The 21,875-nt window shown below is 59.8% G+C and carries 15 protein-coding genes; 9 read left to right on the forward strand and 6 right to left on the reverse strand.

Going from position 1 to position 21,875, the window contains the following annotated elements:
- Positions 1 to 253: 253 nt before the first annotated feature.
- The gene (locus KGB23_RS13910) at positions 254 to 1,303 is read right to left on the reverse strand and encodes an AraC family transcriptional regulator (RefSeq protein WP_223431493.1); all 1,050 of its coding nucleotides are present in this window, start codon (positions 1,301 to 1,303) and stop codon (positions 254 to 256) included.
- Positions 1,304 to 1,658: 355 nt separating this feature from the next.
- On the opposite strand from KGB23_RS13910, the gene KGB23_RS13915 reads away from it, so the two are divergent.
- The 7 genes from KGB23_RS13915 to KGB23_RS13945 all read left to right on the forward strand — a co-directional run bounded on the left by KGB23_RS13915 (position 1,659) and on the right by KGB23_RS13945 (position 12,964).
- A complete protein-coding gene (locus KGB23_RS13915) occupies positions 1,659 to 2,225 on the forward strand; it encodes an RBBP9/YdeN family alpha/beta hydrolase (protein ID WP_223431494.1) in 567 nt (188 codons plus the stop codon).
- Positions 2,226 to 2,352: 127 nt separating this feature from the next.
- Positions 2,353 to 4,365: a DUF1302 domain-containing protein gene (locus KGB23_RS13920; RefSeq protein WP_223431495.1), complete on the forward strand. Its 2,013-nt coding sequence runs from the start codon at positions 2,353 to 2,355 to the stop codon at positions 4,363 to 4,365.
- 41 nt (positions 4,366 to 4,406) lie between these two features.
- The gene (locus KGB23_RS13925; protein WP_223431496.1) at positions 4,407 to 5,765 is read left to right on the forward strand and encodes a DUF1329 domain-containing protein; all 1,359 of its coding nucleotides are present in this window, start codon (positions 4,407 to 4,409) and stop codon (positions 5,763 to 5,765) included.
- 123 nt (positions 5,766 to 5,888) lie between these two features.
- Positions 5,889 to 6,962 (forward strand): WD40/YVTN/BNR-like repeat-containing protein, encoded by a 1,074-nt coding sequence (locus tag KGB23_RS13930; protein WP_223431497.1) that lies wholly within the window; start codon positions 5,889 to 5,891, stop codon positions 6,960 to 6,962.
- A gap of 31 nt (positions 6,963 to 6,993) precedes the next feature.
- A complete protein-coding gene (locus KGB23_RS13935; protein WP_223431498.1) occupies positions 6,994 to 9,510 on the forward strand; it encodes an efflux RND transporter permease subunit in 2,517 nt (838 codons plus the stop codon).
- Between the two features lie 7 nt (positions 9,511 to 9,517).
- A complete protein-coding gene (locus KGB23_RS13940) occupies positions 9,518 to 11,296 on the forward strand; it encodes an acyl-CoA dehydrogenase C-terminal domain-containing protein (RefSeq protein WP_223431499.1) in 1,779 nt (592 codons plus the stop codon).
- Between the two features lie 24 nt (positions 11,297 to 11,320).
- The gene (locus KGB23_RS13945) at positions 11,321 to 12,964 is read left to right on the forward strand and encodes a fatty acid--CoA ligase (RefSeq protein ID WP_223431500.1); all 1,644 of its coding nucleotides are present in this window, start codon (positions 11,321 to 11,323) and stop codon (positions 12,962 to 12,964) included.
- A gap of 96 nt (positions 12,965 to 13,060) precedes the next feature.
- On the opposite strand, the gene KGB23_RS13950 is transcribed toward KGB23_RS13945, so the two are convergent.
- The 5 genes from KGB23_RS13950 to gabP all read right to left on the reverse strand — a co-directional run bounded on the left by KGB23_RS13950 (position 13,061) and on the right by gabP (position 18,695).
- The gene (locus KGB23_RS13950; RefSeq protein ID WP_223431501.1) at positions 13,061 to 14,512 is read right to left on the reverse strand and encodes an NAD(P)(+) transhydrogenase (Re/Si-specific) subunit beta; all 1,452 of its coding nucleotides are present in this window, start codon (positions 14,510 to 14,512) and stop codon (positions 13,061 to 13,063) included.
- Positions 14,509 to 14,862, reverse strand: a complete 354-nt coding sequence (locus tag KGB23_RS13955) for an NAD(P) transhydrogenase subunit alpha (protein WP_223431502.1) — start codon at positions 14,860 to 14,862, stop codon at positions 14,509 to 14,511. The genes KGB23_RS13950 and KGB23_RS13955 overlap by 4 nt, the downstream gene beginning before the upstream one ends.
- Positions 14,863 to 14,877: 15 nt before the next feature.
- Positions 14,878 to 15,999 (reverse strand): Re/Si-specific NAD(P)(+) transhydrogenase subunit alpha, encoded by a 1,122-nt coding sequence (locus KGB23_RS13960; RefSeq protein ID WP_223431503.1) that lies wholly within the window; start codon positions 15,997 to 15,999, stop codon positions 14,878 to 14,880.
- A gap of 72 nt (positions 16,000 to 16,071) precedes the next feature.
- Positions 16,072 to 17,184, reverse strand: coding sequence for a GlxA family transcriptional regulator (locus KGB23_RS13965; protein WP_411741498.1), 1,113 nt, complete (start codon positions 17,182 to 17,184; stop codon positions 16,072 to 16,074).
- Positions 17,185 to 17,294: 110 nt separating this feature from the next.
- A complete protein-coding gene (gene gabP, locus KGB23_RS13970) occupies positions 17,295 to 18,695 on the reverse strand; it encodes a GABA permease (protein WP_223431505.1) in 1,401 nt (466 codons plus the stop codon).
- Positions 18,696 to 19,010: 315 nt separating this feature from the next.
- On the opposite strand from gabP, the gene KGB23_RS13975 reads away from it, so the two are divergent.
- Both KGB23_RS13975 and KGB23_RS13980 read left to right on the forward strand, forming a co-directional pair.
- Positions 19,011 to 20,288, forward strand: a complete 1,278-nt coding sequence (locus KGB23_RS13975; protein ID WP_223431506.1) for a cystathionine gamma-synthase family protein — start codon at positions 19,011 to 19,013, stop codon at positions 20,286 to 20,288.
- Between the two features lie 150 nt (positions 20,289 to 20,438).
- The gene (locus KGB23_RS13980; RefSeq protein WP_223431507.1) at positions 20,439 to 21,869 is read left to right on the forward strand and encodes an amino acid permease; all 1,431 of its coding nucleotides are present in this window, start codon (positions 20,439 to 20,441) and stop codon (positions 21,867 to 21,869) included.
- The last annotated feature ends 6 nt before the right edge of the window (positions 21,870 to 21,875 follow it).

The following is a 21,875-nucleotide window of genomic DNA, read 5'->3' on the forward strand; positions in this document are numbered from 1 at the left end:
CGCATCTTTTGTAGCAGCTGGCGAAGCCTGCGTTCGGCCGCGCAGCGGTCGTGAATTCAAACGATAAGGGTGCATCAGGAAACCCGTGCATCTTGTTTTTACGACTGCTACGCAGCCGAACGCAGCCTCGCGGGCTCGGCAGCTGCTACAGGGCCGCACTGCGGTTGACTCCTCGGCCGGTGCTATAAACACCGGTTTTTTTGCGGCGACTGTACCAGCAGTCGCCATTTTTTTTGCGTCCCTTTCAGTCGATTCAGGGGGCCGAGGAGCCGGGCAGGGTGCTCGGTTCGCTGGGTGCCTTGGGTTGTTTTTGCGCGCTGCGCCAAGCCGCCGGCGGCATACCGAACTGGGTGATGAACCAGCGTGTGAAGGAACTCGCCATGGAGTAGCCGAGCATGTCAGCGATCCGGCCCAACGAGTAATTCGGGTTTTCCAGGTAGCGCAACACCAGGTCGCGGCGCACGTCGTTGATCAGGTCGTTGAAGGCGCAGCCGTCGTCTTTGAGGCGTCGTTGCAGGGTCCGAACGTTCATGCCCTGGGTCTGGGCGATCTGCTCGATGGTGGCGCGTCCCATCGGCAACAACAGGTAAATGGCTTTGCGCACCTCGAACAGCATCGAAGGGCCTTCGTGGTTCAGCAGCGAGTCGAGGTAACTCTGGGCGTAGCGCGCCATGGCCGGGTCGGCATGCGGGTTGGTCATGTCGAGGCTGGCATTGGGACAGACAATGCCATTGAACTCGCTGCCGAACTCCAGTTTGCAGCCGAACAGACGGCGATGCAGTTGCAGGTTGTCGGGAGGCTGGTGCGTGAAGTTGACACTGTAGGGATGCCAGTGTGCGCCGAGCAGGGCGGCGCACAGGCGGAACATCACGCCGATGGCCAGTTCATTGGCTTGTCGGCAGGGCATCGGCGACTCGGTGACCACCTCTTCGCGAATGATCACCATCTTGCCAGCCTCCTCGATGAAGAGGGCCAGCGAATCGTTCATCAGATGCCGGTAGTGCACCAGCACTTGCAACGTATCACGCAGCGTACGCTGGTGGCTGAGCAGCAGACTGACCACGCCGAAGTCCGAGAGCTGGCGCGACTCGGCCATGCTCAGGCCGAAACTCTGGCAGCCACTGGCGACGGCTGAATCCTCCAGCAGACGCACGGCGGCATCGATGGGAATGCGATGTTCAGGGGCTTGCAGCTTGGCTTTGCTCAAACCGACGCCGGCCAGTACATCGCGCGGGTTGAACCCCAGGTACTGAGTGACCTCCAGGTAGTTGGTCAAGACGGCGGCGCGAACAAGCTTGGGCATGCGAAGGTCTTTCCTGGGCCGGATGCGATTCAAATTTGCGTGGCGACTATATCCAGCACATCAACAATTGAACAGTTGTGACGTTGTCGAGGGCGCTCGCCCAATGCTGTCCAAAATCACACCGTCGTTGTGCAGCAATCGACGCTCACCCATTGATTACAGTGAGCTGTAGAGAACCTGCGGGGATATTCGACCAATGGTCGCTGCGCGCCAACACCTGGAAATTTGTCATGAAAAGAAAAGTGCCTGACGTCCAATGAAAAGCGCCTCGGGCGAGCGCTCTTTAATGTCAGTCCTACAAAAAGCCCCTGGCGAATAGAGCCAGTCGAGTCATCGAGAAAGCGAAGGTGTTGACGTGGACAAACTGCAAACTGCCGCAACCGTTCTGATCGTACCGGGTCTGCGCGAGCACGTTGCCGAACATTGGCAAACGTTGCTGGAAACCAGGCTGTGCAAAGTGCGCAGTGTGCCGCCGCTGGACACCGACAAACTCGATTGCAGCAAGCGGGTCGAAGCGATTCAGCATGAATTGGAACAGATCGACGGGCCGGTGATTCTGGTCGCTCACAGCGCCGGCGTGTTGATGGTTGCGCACTGGGCTGCGCGGCACAGTCGGCCGATCAAAGGCGCGCTGCTGGCCGCTCCGCCGGACCTTGATGCCCAATGGCCGCAAGGCTACCCCTGCGCTGAAACCCTGCGTACCCAGGGTTGGGACCCTCTACCCAAAGGCCGGTTGCCGTTCCGCAGCCTGGTGGCCGCCAGTACCAACGACCACCTCGCCAGCCTGGACGCCGCCACGCGCATGGCCGAAGGCTGGGGCAGCGAACTGCTCAATCTCGGTGAAGTCGGTCATCTCAATCCTGCTGCCGGGTATGGGCGCTGGCCACACGCCGAAGCACTCATCCTCGAGCTGGATCGCTAGTTCAGGCGCCGGTTGGCCCGCGCCATCCGGCATTTGCCCTCACTCCTGAAAACGTAAACCCCTGGAACAAGGGGTTGCGCGAGGGCGGCTGCGCTTAAAACAAATACAAAAAGGCGGAGACAACGCAATGCACAACAATAAGAGTCACGGGTTCGCACCCTCGCGTTACACCTTGTTGGCCTCGGCCATTCTGGCCGCAGCCGTGCCGGTCGCGCAGGCGGTCGAGCTCGCCACAGGTAACCCTGACTGGACCGTGCGTCTTGATAACACCGTGAAGTACAACTACGGCGTACGCACCGAAAGCGCCGACAAACGCATGCTGGCAACGCCGAACAACAACGACGGCGACTACAACTTCCGCAAGGCCGGGACCAACATCACCAACCGTGTTGACCTGTTGACCGAGATGGATGTGGTCTACCAGAACCACATGGGTTTTCGTGTCAGCGCCGCCAGTTGGTACGACAAGGCCTACGAGAACACTGGTTCCAATTCCAACCCGTTCGTCAATGGCAACGACGCAAGGTCGGGGCTGGTCGCCAACGACCCACGACTGGCCGGGGTCACCGGCGACAATGTCGGCAACGGTAGCCCGCACCTGAGCAACTATGCCCAGCGTTACTACACCGGTCCTTCCGGTGAAATCCTCGATGCCTTCGTGTTCTACAGCACCGAAGTGGGCGAGGAGTCGCTGCTGAGCGTCAAGGCCGGACAGCACAACGTGTTCTGGGGCGAGACCATTCTCAACCCGGTGCACTCGATCAGTTACGGCCAATCCGGACTGGACCTGGCCAAACTGGCCGCCTCGCCGGGCACTGAAGCGAAGGAACTGTTCGTTCCGCGTAATCAGCTGTCGATGTCATTCACGGTCAATCCCGAACTGACCGTGGGCGCCCAGTATTTCCTCGATTGGGACGCCGCGCGCCTGCCGGAAGCCGGCACTTATTACGGTGGTTCCGATCTGGTCGGTTTCGGTGCGCAGTCGTTCCTGCTGGGCAACACCAATGGCGTGGTGCCTGGCAGTCCGCTGGGTTGTGGCCTGGCGCCGTGCAACGGCTTGACCAACGTGCGTCGTGGGCATGACCTGACGCCGGACAAGCGCGGTGACTGGGGCGTTATGGCCAAGTGGTCGCCGGCCTGGCTGGATGGCACCCTCGGCGTTTACTACCGCGAAACCTCGGAAATCCTGCCGCAAGCCTGGCTGGATGCCAGAGGCCTGAGTTCGGCCAACCCCAACGGCACCCCGCCGGCAGGGCAAGTGCCTGCAGTGGTCAATACGCTCAACTCGCTGAGCACCGCCACCTATCAAATGGCCTATGCCGACAACATCAAGATCGTTGGCCTGAGCCTGTCCAAGGACGTTGGCGGGGTGAGTGTGGGTTCGGACCTGAACATTCGCCACAACATGCCGCTGGCCAGTATTCCGGCGATTGTCAGCACTAACAGTCCGCTGGGTTTGGGCGCCGGCCTCGGTCTGTTGCCGGCCCGCACGGCCGCCACCGGTGTGGTCTACGACACCCCGCAAAAGGGCGACAGCATGGCCGCCACCGGCGACACCTTGCACTGGACGCTCAACGGTCTGATGACCATTGCCAAAACGCCTGTGTTCGATTCGGCAACCCTGCTTGGCGAGCTGTATTACAGCAACCTGCTCAAGCTCGATAGCAAGAACGAGGCGCTCTACAAGGGCAAGGACACCTATCGCGGCATCGACCAGCCGACCCGGGACAACTGGGGCATCGCGGTCAACTTCACACCGACCTGGTACCAGGTGTTTCCCGGTGTCGACCTCAACGCGCCGATGTCCATCAACGTCGGTCTCGACGGCGTCTCACCGGTGTCCGGTGGCGGTGCCAAAGACACCGGTAACTACGCCATCGGCCTCGGCGCCGTTGTGTACAACAAATACTTCGTTGATCTGAAGTACGTGGACTCCTTCGGCAAGACCGACAAGTGCGACGCCAGCGGTCTGAGTACCGGCGCGGCCAATGCCGGCAGCGGCGACGGCTCCACACCCAATGCCTTTAGCGGCAATGAAAACTACGCCTGTTACGCCGGTGGCTACTCGGCCTTCTCCGGTGGTGGTGCAACGACTGAGGACCGTGGCGCCGTATACCTGACGATGAAAACCACTTTTTGATTCACCACTGATTTGCTCAATGCAAGCAGGAGAATAACAAGATGAAATTCGCCAAAACCGTGTTGGCCGCTTCACTGGCCATGGTCCTTGCCGCCCAGGCACAGGCCGCTGTTTCACCCCAGGACGTTGCGAAACTCGGCAGCAGCCTGACCTTGGTGGGCGCCGAAAAGGCCGGGAACGCTGATGGTTCCATCCCCGCCTACAACGGTGGCCTGACCACGGCACCGGCCAGTTTCAAAGCCGGCGACAGCATGCGTCCGGACCCGTTCGCCAACGAAAAACCGCTGCTGGTGATCGACGGCAAAAACGTCGATAAGTACAAGAATATGCTCAGCGCCACCACGGTCGAACTGGCCAAGCGCTTCCCGACTTTCCGTGTCGATGTGTTCCCGACTCACCGCACCGTCTCGCTGCCCCAAGCCATCTTGGATAACGGTGTGAAGAACGCCAGCGGCGCCAAGTCGCTCGAAGGTGGACTGGCCATCGACAACGTGCTGCCGGGCGCACCGTTCCCGATCCCGCAGTCGGGCAACGAAGCGATGTGGAACTTCCTGTTGCGTTATCAGGGCGTGAGCATCAACACCAAGTACGACTCGTGGAACGTCGATTCCGCTGGTATTGCGAGCCTGGCGATCACCGGGCAGGCGTTCATTTCCTATCCGATCTACGAAAACCTGACGCAGCCGATCAGCAGCGCCGATGTGTACTACCAGATGAAGCTCTCTTACACCGGCCCAGCGCGCCGGGCCGGTGAAGCGATCATGCTCAAGGACGCCGCCAACCCGTTGCAGCAACCGCGTCGCGCCTGGCAGTACTTGCCGGGCCAGCGCCGGGTGAAACTGGCGCCAAACCTGGCCTACGACACGCCGAACCCTGGCACCGCCGGCGCGGGCACCTACGATGACGTGTTCGTGTTCAACGGGGCGCTGGATCGCTATGACTGGAAGCTGGTGGGCAAGCAGGAAATGATCGTGCCTTACAACACCTACAAGCTGACCTACGTCCAGGATCCGAAGTCGCTGACCACCGCCAATCACCTCGCGCCGGACTTCGTGCGCTGGGAAAAACACCGCGTGTGGGTCGTCGAAGGCACCCTCAAGTCCGGTGCTCGCCACATCTACGCCAAGCGCCGCTTCTACCTCGACGAAGACAGTTGGACCGCTCTGGCTTCGGATCAATACGACGCCCGTGGCCAGCTCTATCGCGGTTCCTTCGCCTTCCTCAGCCAGAGCTATGACAAGCAGGTGCCGGACTCCACGCCGTTCATGATCTACGACCTGGTCGGCGGCACCTACAACATTAACGGTGTGGTCGGCCCTTACGGCGGCATCAAGTACATCGACCCGCTCTCCAAGGCGCAGTGGTCGTCGGAGTCCCTGGCCGGCGCCGGTATTCGCTGAGCCAACCGCAAAAACGCTCGCTCGACTCACTGCTCACGAGGCGGTGGGAGCGAGCGGGCGCGAGGTTTCAACGTCAGGCACACGGACGTGTGTCCCGGCGCGGTTTTCCGAAGAGGACGCGGTATGTGTTCGTATAAAAATTGTTTGCAGCTGGCGTTTGGCGTTGTGCTTGGCGTGTTGCAGGGCATCACCCACGCAGCCGACTACGTCGATGTGCTGGACCTGCCTGTCAGGGTCAGCACTTTGGCCGTCAACAGTCCGTTGTCCGGTATGGGCCGCGCCGGTGAGCGCGTGATCGCCGTCGGTCAGCGTGGCCATATTCTGTTTTCCGATGATTCCGGTCAGCACTGGCAGCAGGCCGCTGTGCCGGCCAGTGCCGACCTTACTGCGGTGAGTTTTCCGACCACCACCCAGGGCTGGGCGGTGGGTAACGATGGCGTGGTGTTGCACAGCAACGATGCGGGTGCGACCTGGCGCAAGCAACTGGACGGCCGCGAGATCGGGGCCTTGCTGGTCAAGCATTACCAGGCGTTGGCCCGTGCAGAACCTGGCAACGAACAATGGCCGCTGCTGGTCGCCGAAGGGGAGCGCCTGGTGGCGCAGGGTGCCGATAAACCCTTGCTCGATGTCTGGTTCGCCAACGACCGCCTCGGCTATGTGGTCGGGGTGTTTAACCTGATCCTGCGCACCGAGGATGGCGGCCAGAGCTGGACGCCGTTCCAGGACCGCACCGACAACCCGCAGGGCTATCACCTCAACGCCATCGCCTCCACCGGTGATGCGCTGTACATCGCCGGCGAGCAGGGCCTGTTGCTCAAATGGGATGACGCAAAACAGCGCTTCGCCGCCGTGCAGACACCTTATCAGGGCAGTTTTTTCGGTGTGCTCGGCAAACCTGGGGAAGCGCTCGTCTACGGCTTGCGCGGCAATGTGCTACGCAGCACCGATGGCGGTCTCAGCTGGACCCCGCAGAAAAGTGGCCTGCACGTCAGCATCACCGCCGGCATCGTCGATGCGCAGGGTGATTACCGCTTGTTTACTCAGGGCGGGCAGATGCTGGTGAGCCAGGGCGCCGGTGCGCAAATGCACTGGGTGCAGCAAGCCGAGCCGGTCCCGGTGACGGGCGTCACGCGCGCCGCCGACGGTGCGCTGGTGGTGGTTGGCAGCCGTGGTGCACGGACGTTGTCCGTTGAATAAGCCCTCGAACCCTTAGAGCGAGAACCCAGACATGGGCCATATCAAACAAGAAACCATGCCGGTGATCCGCGATCTGCGGGACTTCGACCGCCAATCCGGCAATCGGCTGGAGCGGCTGGTGTTCAACTACCGTCCGCTGTTCATGCTGCTGATGGCGCTGGCCACCGTGGTGTTGGGCTACATGGCCGCGACGCGCCTGGAGCTGCGTCCCAGCTTCGAGAAAATGATTCCGCAGAGTCAGCCGTACATCCAGAACTTCCTGGAAAACCGCCAGTCGTTGCGCGGTTTGGGCAACTCGGTGCGGGTGGTGGTGGAGAACACTCAGGGCGATATTTTCGACCCCAGCTACCTGGACGTGCTCAAGCAGGTCAATGACAAATTGTTCCTCACCGAAGGCGTCGACCGCGCCTGGATGAAGTCGTTGTGGAGCCCGGCGGTGCGCTGGACCGAAGTCACCGAGGAAGGTTTCCAGGGTGGCCCGGTGATGCCCGATACCTATGAGGGCAAGCCTGAGCAAATAGAACAGCTGCGCCAGAACATTTCCCGCGCTGGTATCGTCGGCAGTCTGGTGGCCAGCGACTACAAATCGAGCATGCTGATCGTGCCGCTGCTGGACAAGGCCACGGCCAGCGGTCAGCGCATCGACTACCACGCCTTTTCGCAGATGCTCGAAGAGCAGTTGCGCGACAAGATCGAATTCGCCGACGACAGCGCTGCACGCAAGGCCGGGGAGGAGGGCAAGGGCCAGTACAAAGTCCGGGTGATTGGTTTCGCCAAGCTGATGGGCGACCTGATCGACGGGCTGATTCAGGTGATGATGTTCTTCGGCCTGGCGGTGGTCACTTCGCTGATCATCATTTACGCCTACACCCGATGCGTTCGCAGCACCTTGCTGGTAGTCGGTTGCTCGTTGATCGCGGTGGTCTGGCAACTCGGCATCGTCGCCTGGCTCGGCTATGCAATCGACCCGTACTCGGTGCTGGTGCCTTTTCTGATTTTCGCCATCGGTGTGTCCCATGCGGCGCAGAAGATGAACGGGATCATGCAAGACATCGCCCGCGGCACCCACAAACTCATCGCCGCACGCTACACCTTCCGCCGTCTGTTCATTGCCGGTGTCACCGCGCTGCTGGCCGACGCCGTCGGATTCGCGGTGCTGATGCTGATCGATATTCCGGTGATTCGAGACCTGGCGATCACCGCCAGCATCGGTGTGGCGGTGCTGATTTTTACCTCGCTATTGCTGATGCCGGTGGCGCTGTCCTATGTCGGCGTCGGGGCCAAGGCTGCCGAGCGTGCGCTGAAAATCGACACGCGCGCAGAAGGGCACAAAGGCTTCGGCAAACTGTGGGACTTGCTCGACCGCTTCACCACGGCCAAATGGGCCATGGGGGCGGTATTGGTCGCGGTATTGATGGGCATCGGCGGCTTCATGGTCAGCCTGCAACTGAAGATCGGCGACCTGGAAAGTGGCGCGCCGGAGTTGCGTGCCGACTCTCGCTATAACCGTGACAACGCCTACATCACCAGCCACTACGCGCTGTCCAGCGACCTGTTCGCGGTGATGATCAAGACCGCACCGGAAGGCTGCTTGAACTACAAGACGCTGGTCCTCGCCGACCGTTTGGCCTGGGAGCTGCAGCAGTATCCGGGCGTACAGGCGACGGCTTCGTTGGTCAACGCGGTGCGCCAAATCACCGCCGGCACCTATGAAGGCAACCCCAAGCTCAACAGCATCCAGCGCAATCAGGACGTGCTGAACTATGCCGCGCAGCAAGCCTCGGTCAACTCCCCGGAGTTGTTCAACACCGATTGTTCGCTGATGCCGGTGATCACTTTTCTCAAGGACCACAAGGCCGAGACGCTGGATGCCGTGGTGGGCATCGCCGAAAAATTCGCCCGGGAGAACAACAGCGAAGATCGACAGTTTCTGCTGGCGGCCGGGTCGGCCGGGATTGAGGCGGCGACCAACATTGTGGTGCGCGAGGCCAATCGCACGATGCTGTTGTACGTCTATGCGGCGGTGACGTTGTTCTGCCTGATCACCTTCCGCAGTTGGCGCGCGACGCTGGTCGCCCTGCTGCCACTGGTGCTGACGTCGATCCTCTGCGAAGCGTTGATGGTGGTCATGGGTATTGGCGTGAAAGTCGCGACCCTGCCGGTGATCGCATTGGGCGTGGGCATCGGCGTGGATTACGCGTTGTACCTGCTCAGCGTGCAGTTGCATTACCAGCGCCAGGGCCTGCCGCTGTCTCAGGCTTACCGCAACGCCGTGTCGTTTACCGGCCGGGTCGTGGGCCTGGTGGGCATCACCCTGGCGGCCGGCGTGGTGTGCTGGGTCTGGTCGCCGATCAAGTTCCAGGCTGACATGGGCATCCTGCTGACCTTCATGTTCCTGTGGAACATGCTCGGCGCGCTGGTGCTGATTCCTGCCCTGTCTTACTTCCTGCTGCGTCACCCCGTTTCGCAAGCCCACGTGGCACAAGCCGGTGCAACCGGCACATCCCAACGCCAGGGCATGCCGCATGCCCTGACCACTTCCGAGTAAGCCAACGATGTCTGATTACAAAGCTCCTTTGCGCGATATGCGCTTCGTACTCAACGAAGTCTTCCAGGTGTCCCGGCTATGGGCCCAATTGCCTGGCCTGGCCGAAGTGATCGATGAAGAAACGGCCGCCGCGATCCTTGAAGAGGCTGGCAAAATCAGTGGCGAAGTTATCGCAACGCTGAACCGCAGCAGTGATGAACAAGGCTGCACCTGGAGCAACGGCGCGGTCCAGGCACCGGACGGTTTTGTCGCGGCTTATCAGGCCTTCGCCGAAGGTGGTTGGGTGGGTGTTGGCGGTGATCCGCAGTTCGGTGGCATGGGCATGCCCAAGGCCATTTCGGCTCAGGTCGAGGAGATGGTCAACTCGGCCAGTCTATCGTTCGGCCTGTACCCGATGCTGACCGCCGGTGCGTGCCTGTCGATCAATGCCCACGCCAGTCAGGAACTCAAGGAACGCTATCTGCCGAACATGTACGCTGGCGCCTGGACCGGCTCAATGTGCCTGACCGAGGCGCATGCCGGCACGGACCTGGGCCTGATTCGCACCCGAGCCGAACCTCAGGCCGACGGCAGTTTCAAGATCAGCGGCAGCAAGATTTTCATCACCGGCGGCGAGCACGACCTGACTGAAAACATTATCCATCTGGTACTGGCGCGGTTACCGGATGCACCCGCCGGACCCAAGGGGATTTCGTTGTTTCTGGTGCCCAAGGTGCTGGTCAATGACGATGGCTCGCTGGGTGAGCACAACGCGCTGTCCTGCGGTTCCATCGAGCACAAGATGGGCATCAAGGCCTCCGCCACGTGCGTGATGAACTTTGACGGGGCGACCGGCTGGATCATCGATGCGCCGAACAAGGGGCTGGCGGCGATGTTCACCATGATGAACTACGAACGTCTGGGCGTGGGTATCCAGGGCCTGGCGCTGGGTGAGCGTTCGTACCAGAACGCCGTCGAATATGCCCGTGATCGCCTGCAAAGCCGTTCGCCGACGGGCGCACAGAACAAGGAAAAAGCAGCCGATCCGATCATCGTTCACCCGGATGTACGGCGGATGCTGTTGACCATGAAGGCCTTGAACGAAGGCGGGCGGGCGTTCTCCAGCTACGTCGCCCTGCAACTGGATACCGCCAAGTACAGCGATGACGCGGCAACCCGCACCCGCGCCCAGGAGCTGGTGTCGCTGCTGACCCCGGTGGCCAAGGCGTTCCTCACCGACATGGGGCTGGAAACCACGGTGCATGGCCAGCAGATCTTCGGCGGCCATGGTTATATCCGCGAATGGGGCCAGGAGCAATTGGTTCGCGACGTGCGCATCACCCAGATCTACGAAGGCACCAACGGCATCCAGTCACTGGACCTGGCCGGGCGCAAAATCGTCGGCAGCGGCGGGGCGCTGTTCCGGCTGTTCGCTTCGGAAATCCGCAACTTTACCGCCAATGCCTGCGCTGACCTCGGCGAGTTCACCAAACCGTTGAACGCCGCCGTCGACACCCTCGACGAACTGACCGCATGGCTGATGGACCGAGCCCAGAACAACCCGAATGAAATCGGCGCGGCTTCGGTCGAGTACCTGCACGTGTTCGGCTACACCGCGTACGCCTACATGTGGGCGCGAATGGCCAAGGCCGCCATGAGCACGCATTCAAAAGACGATTTCTACGCCAGCAAACTGGCCACCGCGCGCTTCTACTTCGCCCGTCTGCTGCCGCGTATCCATTCGTTAAGCGCGTCGGCCAAGGCTGGCAGCGAATGCCTCTACGAACTGGACGCAGCGCACTTCTGATCGAAAGAACAAGGACTCCCAACCATGATGGCGACAAAAATAATTCCGCCCGCTGACGGCGCCTACGCCTATCCCTTGCTGATCAAGCAATTGTTGCTGTCCGGCGTGCGCTACGAGCCGGGCCGGGAAATCGTGTATGCCGACAAACTGCGCTACAGCTACCAGACGCTCAACCAGCGGATCCGCCGGCTGGCCAACGCCTTGACCGCTGCCGGCGTCAAGGCCGGGGATACGGTGGCCCTGCTCGACTGGGACAGCCATCGCTACCTGGAATGCTTCTTTGCCGTACCGATGATCGGCGCGGTGCTGCACACCGTGAACATCCGTCTTTCGCCGGATCAGGTGCTCTACACCATGAACCACGCCGAGGACGACCTGGTGCTGGTGCATGACGATTTTCTGCCTCTGGTTGAACAGATTCAGGGGCAGCTCAAAACCGTCAAAGGTTACCTGCAGCTTACGGACGACACAGCCACTCACACGTCGCTACCGGTGCTGGGGGAATATGAAAACCTGTTGGTGGGGTCGGCCGACCAGTACGACTTTCCCGATTTCGATGAAAACTCCGTCGCGACCCTTTTCTACACCACGGGTACCACTGGCGCCCCTAAAGGCGTGTATTTCACCCACCGCCAATTGGTCTTGCACACCTTGAATGCCGTCGGCACGTTGGGCGTCTATCAGGGGTTGCCGCTGCTGCGCTCCGATGATGTCTACATGCCGATCACACCGATGTTTCACGTGCATGCCTGGGGTGTGCCCTACGTCGCCACCCTGATGGGGATCAAGCAGGTGTACCCCGGACGCTACGAATCCAACAGCCTGGTCAGGTTGTATCGAGAGGAGAAAGTTACGTTCTCCCATTGTGTGCCGACCATTCTGCAAATGATCCTGAACTGCGAGGAAGCGCAACGGACTCGTTTCGATGGCTGGAAAATGCTCCTGGGCGGCAGCTCGCTGACATTAGGTATTGCCAGCGAAGCGAGCGCCAAAGGGATTCAGGTGCACAGCGGTTACGGCATGTCGGAAACCTGCCCGTTGCTGTGCCTGACTTACCTGCGCGACGAAGACCTCGATCAATCCACGCAAACCCAACTGGCCACCCGCATCAAGACGGGCACGCCTGTGCCGATGGTCGACCTGAAAATCATCGATGCCAATGGCAATGACGTTGCTCATGACGGCGAGTCCATGGGCGAGATTGTGGTGCGCGCACCCTGGCTGACCCAAGGCTATTTGAAGGAGCCCGAAAAGGGCGCCGAGTTGTGGCACAACGGCTGGCTGCACACCGGCGACATGGCCTCTATCGACGCGTTGGGTGGAGTGGAAATCAAGGATCGCATCAAGGATGTGATCAAGACGGGCGGGGAGTGGATCAGCTCCCTGGAACTGGAGAGCCTGATCAGCGAACACCCAGCCGTGATGTCGGTCGCGGTGGTGGGTATCGCCGATGAGCAATGGGGCGAACGGCCGATGGCGCTGGTGGTGTGCGAGCCTGGGCAGTATCTCGACCGCAAGATCCTGGAGACGCACCTTCAAGGGTTTGTCGAGCATGGCCGGATCAATAAATGGGCGATTCCCAAGCAGTTCAAGTTCGTCGCCGAGATTCCTAAAACCAGCGTTGGGAAGATTAACAAGAAGCTCATCCGGGAAAGTGAATTGGGCTGAAAATGGTGCGGGGGGGCTACGTCAACTCTGGTTGATGGAGTGATTGAAAACCGCAGAGTCCCTTTAGTCTGCGGCGCCGTCACTTTGGTTTGATGCTTACTCGACGGCTTTGACCATGTCTTCGATGACCTTCTTCGCGTCGCCGAAGACCATCATGGTCTTGTCCAGGTAGAACAGCTCGTTGTCCAGGCCGGCATAGCCGCTGGCCATCGAGCGCTTGTTGACGATGATGGTCTTGGCCTTGAACGCTTCGAGAATCGGCATGCCGGCAATTGGCGATTTCGGATCGTTCTTCGCGGCCGGGTTGACCACGTCGTTGGCGCCCAGCACCAGCACCACGTCGGCTTGGCCAAACTCGGAGTTGATGTCTTCCATCTCGAACACCTGGTCGTAAGGCACTTCGGCCTCGGCCAGCAAGACGTTCATGTGGCCAGGCATACGACCGGCGACCGGGTGGATCGCGTACTTCACGGTCACGCCACGGTGAGTCAGCTTCTCGGTCAGTTCCTTCAGCGCATGCTGTGCCCGCGCTACCGCCAGGCCGTAGCCCGGCACGATGATCACGGTGTCGGCGTTGGTCAGCAGGAAGGTCGCGTCGTCAGCCGAACCGGATTTCACCGGGCGGGCTTCTTTCGAGCCAGCAGGGCCGGCTGCATCCGCGGTGTTGCCGAAACCACCGAGCAGTACGTTGAAGAACGAGCGGTTCATCGCTTTGCACATGATGTACGAGAGGATTGCACCGGACGAACCCACCAGCGACCCGGCGATGATCAGCATCGAGTTGTTCAGCGAGAAGCCGATACCCGCCGCCGCCCAACCGGAATAGCTGTTGAGCATCGACACCACCACCGGCATATCGGCACCGCCGATCGGGATGATGATCAGCACGCCCAGCACGAAGGCCAAGGCCAGCATCAGGGCGAAGGCATTCAGGTTACCGGTCAGCATGAAGGTCACGCCGAGGCCCAGTGTCGCCAGGCCCAGCAGCAGGTTCAGCTTGTGCTGGCCGCCGAACTGCACGGGTGCACCCTGGAACAGACGGAACTTGTACTTGCCCGACAGCTTGCCGAACGCGATCACCGAACCAGAGAAGGTGATTGCACCGATGGCCGCGCCGAGGAACAGCTCCAGGCGGTTACCGGCAGGAATGGAATCACCCAGTTGCTTGACGATGCCCAGCGATTGCGGTTCGACGACAGCAGCGATGGCAATGAACACTGCGGCCAGACCGATCATGCTGTGCATGAAGGCGACCAGTTCCGGCATCTTGGTCATTTCAACGCGTTTGGCCATGATCGACCCGGCCGTGCCGCCGATCAGCAGGCCGACGATTACGTAGACGATACCGACCTGGGCCCCGCCTTGTGCAAAAGAGAGCGTGCCCAACTTGTAGATCAGGCCGACCGTGGTGAGGATCGCCAAGCCCATGCCGAGCATGCCGAACAGGTTGCCGCGGCGCGACGTGGTCGGGTGCGACAGGCCCTTGAGCGCCTGGATGAAGCAGACCGAGGCGATCAAATACAGAGAAGTAACCAGGTTCATGCTCATGCTTGCTGCACCTCAGCCTTGGCTGCTGCGGCTTTGGCTGCCGAAGCTTTTGCCGGAGCCGCTTTTTTCTTGAACATTTCCAGCATGCGCCGGGTCACCAGGAAGCCACCAAATACGTTCACCGCCGCCAGCGCCACGGCCAGGGTGCCCATGGTTTTGCCCAGAGGTGTGACGGTCAACGCCGCCGCCAGCATGGCGCCGACGATCACGATCGCCGAAATGGCGTTGGTCACCGCCATCAAAGGCGTGTGCAGTGCAGGTGTAACGTTCCAGACCACGTGATAACCGACATAAATCGCCAGCACGAAGATGATCAGGTTGTAGATACCGGGGGAGATAAGCTCTTCCATCGTCTGAATCCCTGCTTAGGCGTTTTTGCGGATGACTTGGCCGTCGCGGCACATCAGGCACGCGGCGACAATGTCGTCTTCGAGGTTGATCTCGAACTGGCCTTCTTTGTTGAAGACCAGCTTCAGGAAGTCCAGCAGGTTGCGCGCGTACAGTGCCGAAGCGTCTGCCGCGACGGCGCCGGCCAGGTTGGTCGGGCCGCAAATGATCACGCCATTCTCGACGACGACCTGATCGGCCACGGTCAGTGGGCAGTTGCCGCCCTGGGCTGCCGCGAGGTCGATGACCACCGAGCCCGGCTTCATCTGCGCCACGGTTTCCGCACTCAACAGCGTCGGTGCCTTGCGGCCGGGAATCAGGGCGGTGGTGATGACAATGTCAGCCTGCTTGGCGCGTTCGTGCACGGCCAGGGCCTGACGTTGCATCCAGCTGGCGGGCATTGGGCGCGCGTAACCGCCGACACCCACGGCGCATTCGCGCTCTTCATCAGTTTCGTAAGGCACGTCGACGAACTTGGCGCCGAGGGATTCGATCTGCTCTTTGACCGCAGGACGCACGTCAGACGCTTCGATCACTGCACCCAGACGTTTCGCCGTAGCGATCGCCTGCAAACCAGCCACGCCAGCACCGAGAATCAGCACGCGCGCCGCTTTCACGGTACCCGCAGCGGTCATCAGCATCGGCATGAAGCGTGGATAGTGGTGAGCGGCCAGCAACACGGCTTTATAACCGGCGATGTTGGCTTGAGAAGACAGCACATCCAGGCTCTGAGCGCGGGAGGTGCGCGGCGCGGCCTCCAATGCGAAAGCGGTAATGCCGCACTCAGCCAGCTTGGCAATGGTTTCATTGCTGAACGGGTTGAGCATGCCCACCACAACGGTGCCGCTTTTAATCAGCGTCAGTTCGCTGTCGCTGGGAGCGACCACCTTGAGAATCAGCTCGGCACCCAACGCATCGTTGGCGCTGCCAATAATTGCGCCTGCCGCTTCATAGGCACTGTCGACAACGCTGGCGTTAATGCCGGCGCCGCTTTGCACAGTGACCTTATGCCCCTGGCCGATCAGCTTCTTGATGGTTTCCGGGGTTGCAGCAACCCGTGTTTCACCGGTCTGGGTTTCGAGAGGAACACCAATGTGCACGTCAAATCTCCTGCGTGATCTTATTGAGTAAACCCAGGCATTACGGATGAATGGGGCGGCAGGGACGGCCGATCAGCACGATTGCGCCAAATCGGAACGATCAATCATTCGAACACTGGCAAAAGTCGATTCGTTTCGTGCCTGGTCGAGCGCTGTCAGCGGTCTGGTCGATGAGTGCTGGGTAGTCGCAAGCGTTGCCGGTTTGCGACTCATTTCAGAGCCGGAACGCTCGTCGCTGGGTGGAACACCAAAGTACTCGCGATAGCATTTGGAAAAGTGTGGTGTGGACACGAAACCGCATACATACGCCAACTCAATGATCGACAATGATGTTTGCTTAAGCAGTTGTCGCGCTCGAATAAGACGTAACCTTAAGTAGTAGCGTGACGGCGTACAGTGAAGGTATTTCTGAAATAGCCGTTCTAGCTGTCGACGTGACAGATCAACGTATTCTGCAAGGCTATCCAGGTCGATCGGTTCCTCGAGATTGGCTTCCATCAACGCAACGATCTCCTGCAGCTTGGGCTGATGAGTTCCCAACACATGCCTGAGCGGAACGCGCTGATGGTCCTGTTCGTTGCGTATGCGCTCGTAAACAAACATCTCAGAGATGGCTGCGGATAATTCACGACCATGATCGCGACCAATCAGGTGCAGCATCATGTCCAGCGGCGCTGTTCCCCCGGAGCTTGTGAAGCGGTTTCGGTCCAGGGTGAAGAGGCTCGCGCTGATGCTGACTCGTGGGAAAGCCTCCTGCATGGCGGCCAAAAATTCCCAATGCACGCTGCACTCGTAGCCGTCGAGCAGCCCGGCTTTTGCGAGCGCCCAGCTACCGGTGCACACACCTCCCAACCGTCTGGATTGACGCGCCAAGGCTTGCAGCCAGGTAATGTGCTCGCGGGTAATCACGCTCTGGATTCCAACACCACCGCACACGATTACAGTGTCCGCCACTAATGGATTGTTCCACGAAGCATCCGGAGTGATCGGCACGCCGTCACTGGCCCAGACAGGCTCTCCACCGGGGCTGAACGTATGCCAGCGATACAGCTCTCGCCCCGACAACTGATTGGCCATGCGCAGTGGCTCTACGGCGGACGCCAGGGAAATGAGTGTGAATTTATCCAACAGCAGAAAACCAACGGATTGAGTCGTACCGTCGGACACGGTGGAGTTCGATGACATCGTGGTCATGTCCTCACAAAGAGCGATTACGGCCTGAGACACAGGAGCTTGTAATACCCCCCAGCCTTGGCGTAGGGAGTATCAGGTTTGGCGCAAATACCTCCCTGGTTTTATCCCACCGACGTCGCCCTTGCATCCCGCGCAGGCTGACGCGATGTCACAAGACCGATAAAGGAAATCGCCAGCGCCAGGCCAATGGTCGAGCTCACTTCGCTACGGTGCTCTGGGGTGATCATCATGACTGCCAACGCTGCGCAAATGAACGCGATCACCAGCCATGTGAGCCACGGGAATAGCCACATACGAAAGGCCAGTTCGACATTCTGCCGACGTAGCATCCGGCGCATACGCAGCTGCGACACCGCAATGGCCAGGTACACCAGCAAGGCAATCGCACCGGAGCTGGCGAGCAGGAAGTCAAACAGCCCGGCGGGCATGAAGTAGCTCCACACGGTGATCGCTGCGCCCAACACGGTGCTGGCGATCACTGCTGCCCGCGGCACGCCTTCGGAGGAGGTCACCTTCAGCGCCTTCGGCGCATCGCCACGACGGCCCAGCGAGTACAGCATGCGCGAGGCAATGTAGATCGAGGAGTTCATGCAGCTGGCCACGGCGATCAGCACCACCACGTCCACCATGAACTTGGCGTGGGGAATGTTCATGATTTCCAATGCCCGCTGGTAAGAGCCTACCGAGGCCAACAGCGGATCATTCCAGGGCACCACGGAGATGACCACGAAAATAGACAGCAGGTAGAACACGCCGATGCGCCAGATCACCGAACGCGTGGCCTTGGCAATATTCTGCGACGGGTTGTCGGATTCGGCGGCGGCGATGGTCACTGCCTCGGTGCCGATGAAGCTGAACATGATGGTGATGAAGGCGCCGACTACTGCTGACAAACCGTTGGGAGCAAATCCGCCGTGCTCAGCCATCAGGCCGCTCAATCCGCTGACCTCCCGTTCGGGCACCCAGCCCATCAACACGGCAAAACCCACGCCGATGAAACCGATGATCGCCACGACCTTGGCCATGGCGAACCAGAACTCGAATTCGCCGTACTTGGACACGCTGAACAGATTGGTCACCACCAGTGCAATGATCGACACCAAGGCGAACAGCCAGGCATCGATCTGGGGAAACCACTGGTTCAACACATGGCCGGCCGCCAGTGCCTCGATGGGAATCACCAGCACCCAGAACCACCAGTAGAGCCAGCCGATGGTAAAGCCCGCCCAACGTCCGATGGCCTGGTCGGCATAGGTGGAGAACGAGCCGGTGTCCGGGTTGGCCACCGCCATTTCACCGAGCATGCGCATGACCAGAACGACCAGCAGGCCGGAGAAGAGATAGGCCAGCAGGACGGCTGGGCCCGCAGCCGCGATGGCATGCCCTGACCCGACGAACAATCCCGCGCCGATGATGCCGGCAATGGAAAGCATTGTGACGTGACGAGGCTTGAAGCCCTGGGCCAATTGGCCATTCGAATCCTTGGAGCTCGGGCTAATCATGTGGCCACCGCAGTGAAAAGTTGCGCCACCTTACCCGGATTGTCCGACAATCCAGTAGCCTGATCGCGCCACCTCCGTGCCCGATATCGACAAGGGAAAACTTTGCGCTCGCCGTTGATGCCGGGGTTTTGGCCGTCGCGCGCGATCAAGGAAAAACTCACGTTATCGGTGTATCTCCAAGCAATCACAGCCATTAAAAAAAGCGGCCCTTTGGCACCGATAACATCGTTTCTCGGCGGTGCTGCTTTTCACTATATTGGCCGCCAGATCCGGTGAGTGACTCAACATTCGCCACCCTCAGTGCGAGTAGTCTTTATGAATAAAAAACCAGGCAGCGCAGGGTTTGTTAATGCGGGTTCGGGGACCCGGGCAGTGTGGGGCGGGGAGCAAGTCAGGCATCCCTACAATGCCACTCAAACGCCCATCGTGGTCAGTGCCGCCTATGGTTACGACGATATCGACGTCTGGTACGACGTAGCGTTGGGCAAGGCGCCAGGCTTTATTTACAGCCGCATGAGCAACCCGACAGTCGAGATCCTCGAGGCAAAAATTTGCGAGTTGGAGCTGGCCGAATCCGCCGTGGCGTTCAGCAGCGGGATGGCGGCGATCAGCAGCGTGCTTTACACCTTCCTGGCCCATGGTGATCGGGTGGTGTCGACCAAGGACAGCTATGGCGGCACCAACAAGATTTTCGAAGAGTTCCTGCCGCGCACCGGTGTGAACGTGACGTTGTGCGAGACGTTCGATCACGAAGAAATCGAACGCGAAATCGCCAAAGGTTGCCAGTTGGTGTATCTGGAAACGCCGACCAACCCGACGCTGAAAATACTCGATATCGAGCGTCTGGTGGCTGCGGCCAAGCGTGTCGGTGCCATTGTGGTGGCAGATAACACCTTCGCCACGCCATTGAATCAGAACCCGCTGGCGTTGGGTGTGGACGTGGTCATTCACAGTGCCACCAAATTTCTCAGCGGCCACGGCGACGTGCTTGGCGGCCTGGTGTGCGGTAGTGAATCACTGATGGCCAAGGTGCGTCATTACCGGGAAATCAACGGTGCGACGCTCGACCCGTTCTCCGCCTACATGATCATTCGCGGCATGAAAACGTTGGTGCTGCGCATGCGCCAGCAGCAACGCAGTGCCCGCGCACTGGCCGAGTACCTCTGTGTCGAACCGTTGGTTGAGTCGGTCAATTATCCCGGTCTGCCCAGCCATCCGAATCATGCGGTGGCGTGCGCGCAAATGTCCGGCTTCGGTGCAATCGTCAGCTTTGTCGTGGCGGGCGGCATGGACACGGTCAAGGTGCTCTTGCCACGACTGCGATTCGCCCACTGCGCGGGTAATCTGGGTGCGGTGGAAACCATCTACGGTCCGGCGCGAACCACCAGCCATGTCGAGAACACGCTGGAGGAACGCCTGGCTCTGGGTATCTCCGAAGGACTGGTGCGGGTCTCGGTCGGCATTGAAGACACTGACGATCTGCTCGACGATTTGAAGCAGGCGTTCGCATTTGTCAGGGGGGCGGACAACGATCCCGCACAATCAAACACGCAGCTTTCAATCAATGAAAAGTGCGCCGAAGTTGCAAACTGAGGCGTTAGCGTTAAACCTCACTGCAAGGATGTGAGTGGGGCGTTCATGAAGTGGAATAATAATAAAACTTAGTGGCGATCTGTTTTTTCTCTGCCCGGTCAATCATCGCAGACGTTAATTCGTGCCCTAATAACTTTCATGAGAACAACCATGTCCATAAAAGAAGAACAACTTCATTCGCGTTCCGGTTTTAAACAGGAAATGCAAACACGGCATATCGTCATGTTGGCATTAGGCGGCGTCATCGGTACCGGACTGTTTCTCACGTCCGGGTACACGGTTAACCAGGCCGGTCCCATGGGGGCGGTGATCGCTTACATCATCGGCGCACTCATGGTTTACATGGTGATGATGTGCTTGGGAGAACTGGCGGTACAGATGCCGGAAACCGGTTCATTCAGCACTTATGCCACCCGCTTTCTGGGGCCTGGTACCGGGTATACCGTCGCTTGGCTGTATTGGCTGACCTGGACGGTGGCCATCGGTTCTGAATTTACCGCCGCCGGGATTCTGATGGCGCGTTGGTTCCCGGATACACCGGTATGGATCTGGAGTGCGTTATTTGCAGGTCTGGTGTTTCTGACCAATGTGATTTCGGTGCGCTTGTTCGCTGAGACCGAGTTCTGGTTGTCTCTGGTTAAAGTGGTGACCGTCATAGTGTTTTTGATGATTGGCGGTGGCGCGATTCTCGGCCTGCTGCATATTGATCAGGCTCACAGTATCGGGCTGAGCAACTTCACTCGCGAGGGGCTTTTTCCTACCGGTTTTATGCCGATTGCCATGACGTTACTGGCGGTCTCCTTTGCGTTCTCCGGTACTGAACTGATCGGAATCGCCGCAGGTGAAACCAAGGACCCGCAAAGCAACGTGCCGCGTGCCATTCGCACGACGGTGCTGCGCCTGGCGGTCTTTTTCGTAGGGACCATTTTCGTCCTGGCTACCTTGTTACCCCGTGAACAGGCCGGGCTCGTAGAGAGTCCATTCGTCACCGTGTTCACCTACATCGGGATTCCGTACTCCGCGGACATCATGAACTTCGTGATCATCAGTGCCTTGCTGTCGGCCGCCAACTCCGGTTTGTATGCCGCGTCACGGATGATCTGGACACTCAGTGACCAGGGTCACCTGCCCAAGCGATTCTCGGCACTGACGCGTATGGGCACGCCGCTCAACGCGATTATCATCAGCATGGCGGGTGGGGCTGCCTCGTTGCTCAGCAGCGTGTTTGCCGCCGACACCATCTATCTGGCGCTGGTGTCGATCTCCGGATTGGCGGTCGTGGTGGTATGGATGAGCATCGCCGCAAGCCAGATTGCTTTCCGCCGTCACTATGTGGCCAACGGCGGTGACATCCGTGACTTGAAATTCCGTGTCCGGGGTTATCCATGGGTGCCGTTGGGAGCGCTGGTCTGCTGCAGTCTGGCGTGTGTCGGGATTGCATTCGATCCGGAGCAGCGGGTGGCGTTGTACTTCGGTTTGCCTTTCATCGCCTGGTGCTATTTCGTGTATTACATTACCCGCAAAAGCCGCGAGCGACGCTTGTCGGTTGCCCCCTTGGCACAACCGTCCGACGCGTTCTAGTCAGCG

Source organism: Pseudomonas sp. GL-B-26, from assembly GCF_019947405.1.
Taxonomy (GTDB): Bacteria; Pseudomonadota; Gammaproteobacteria; order Pseudomonadales; family Pseudomonadaceae; genus Aquipseudomonas.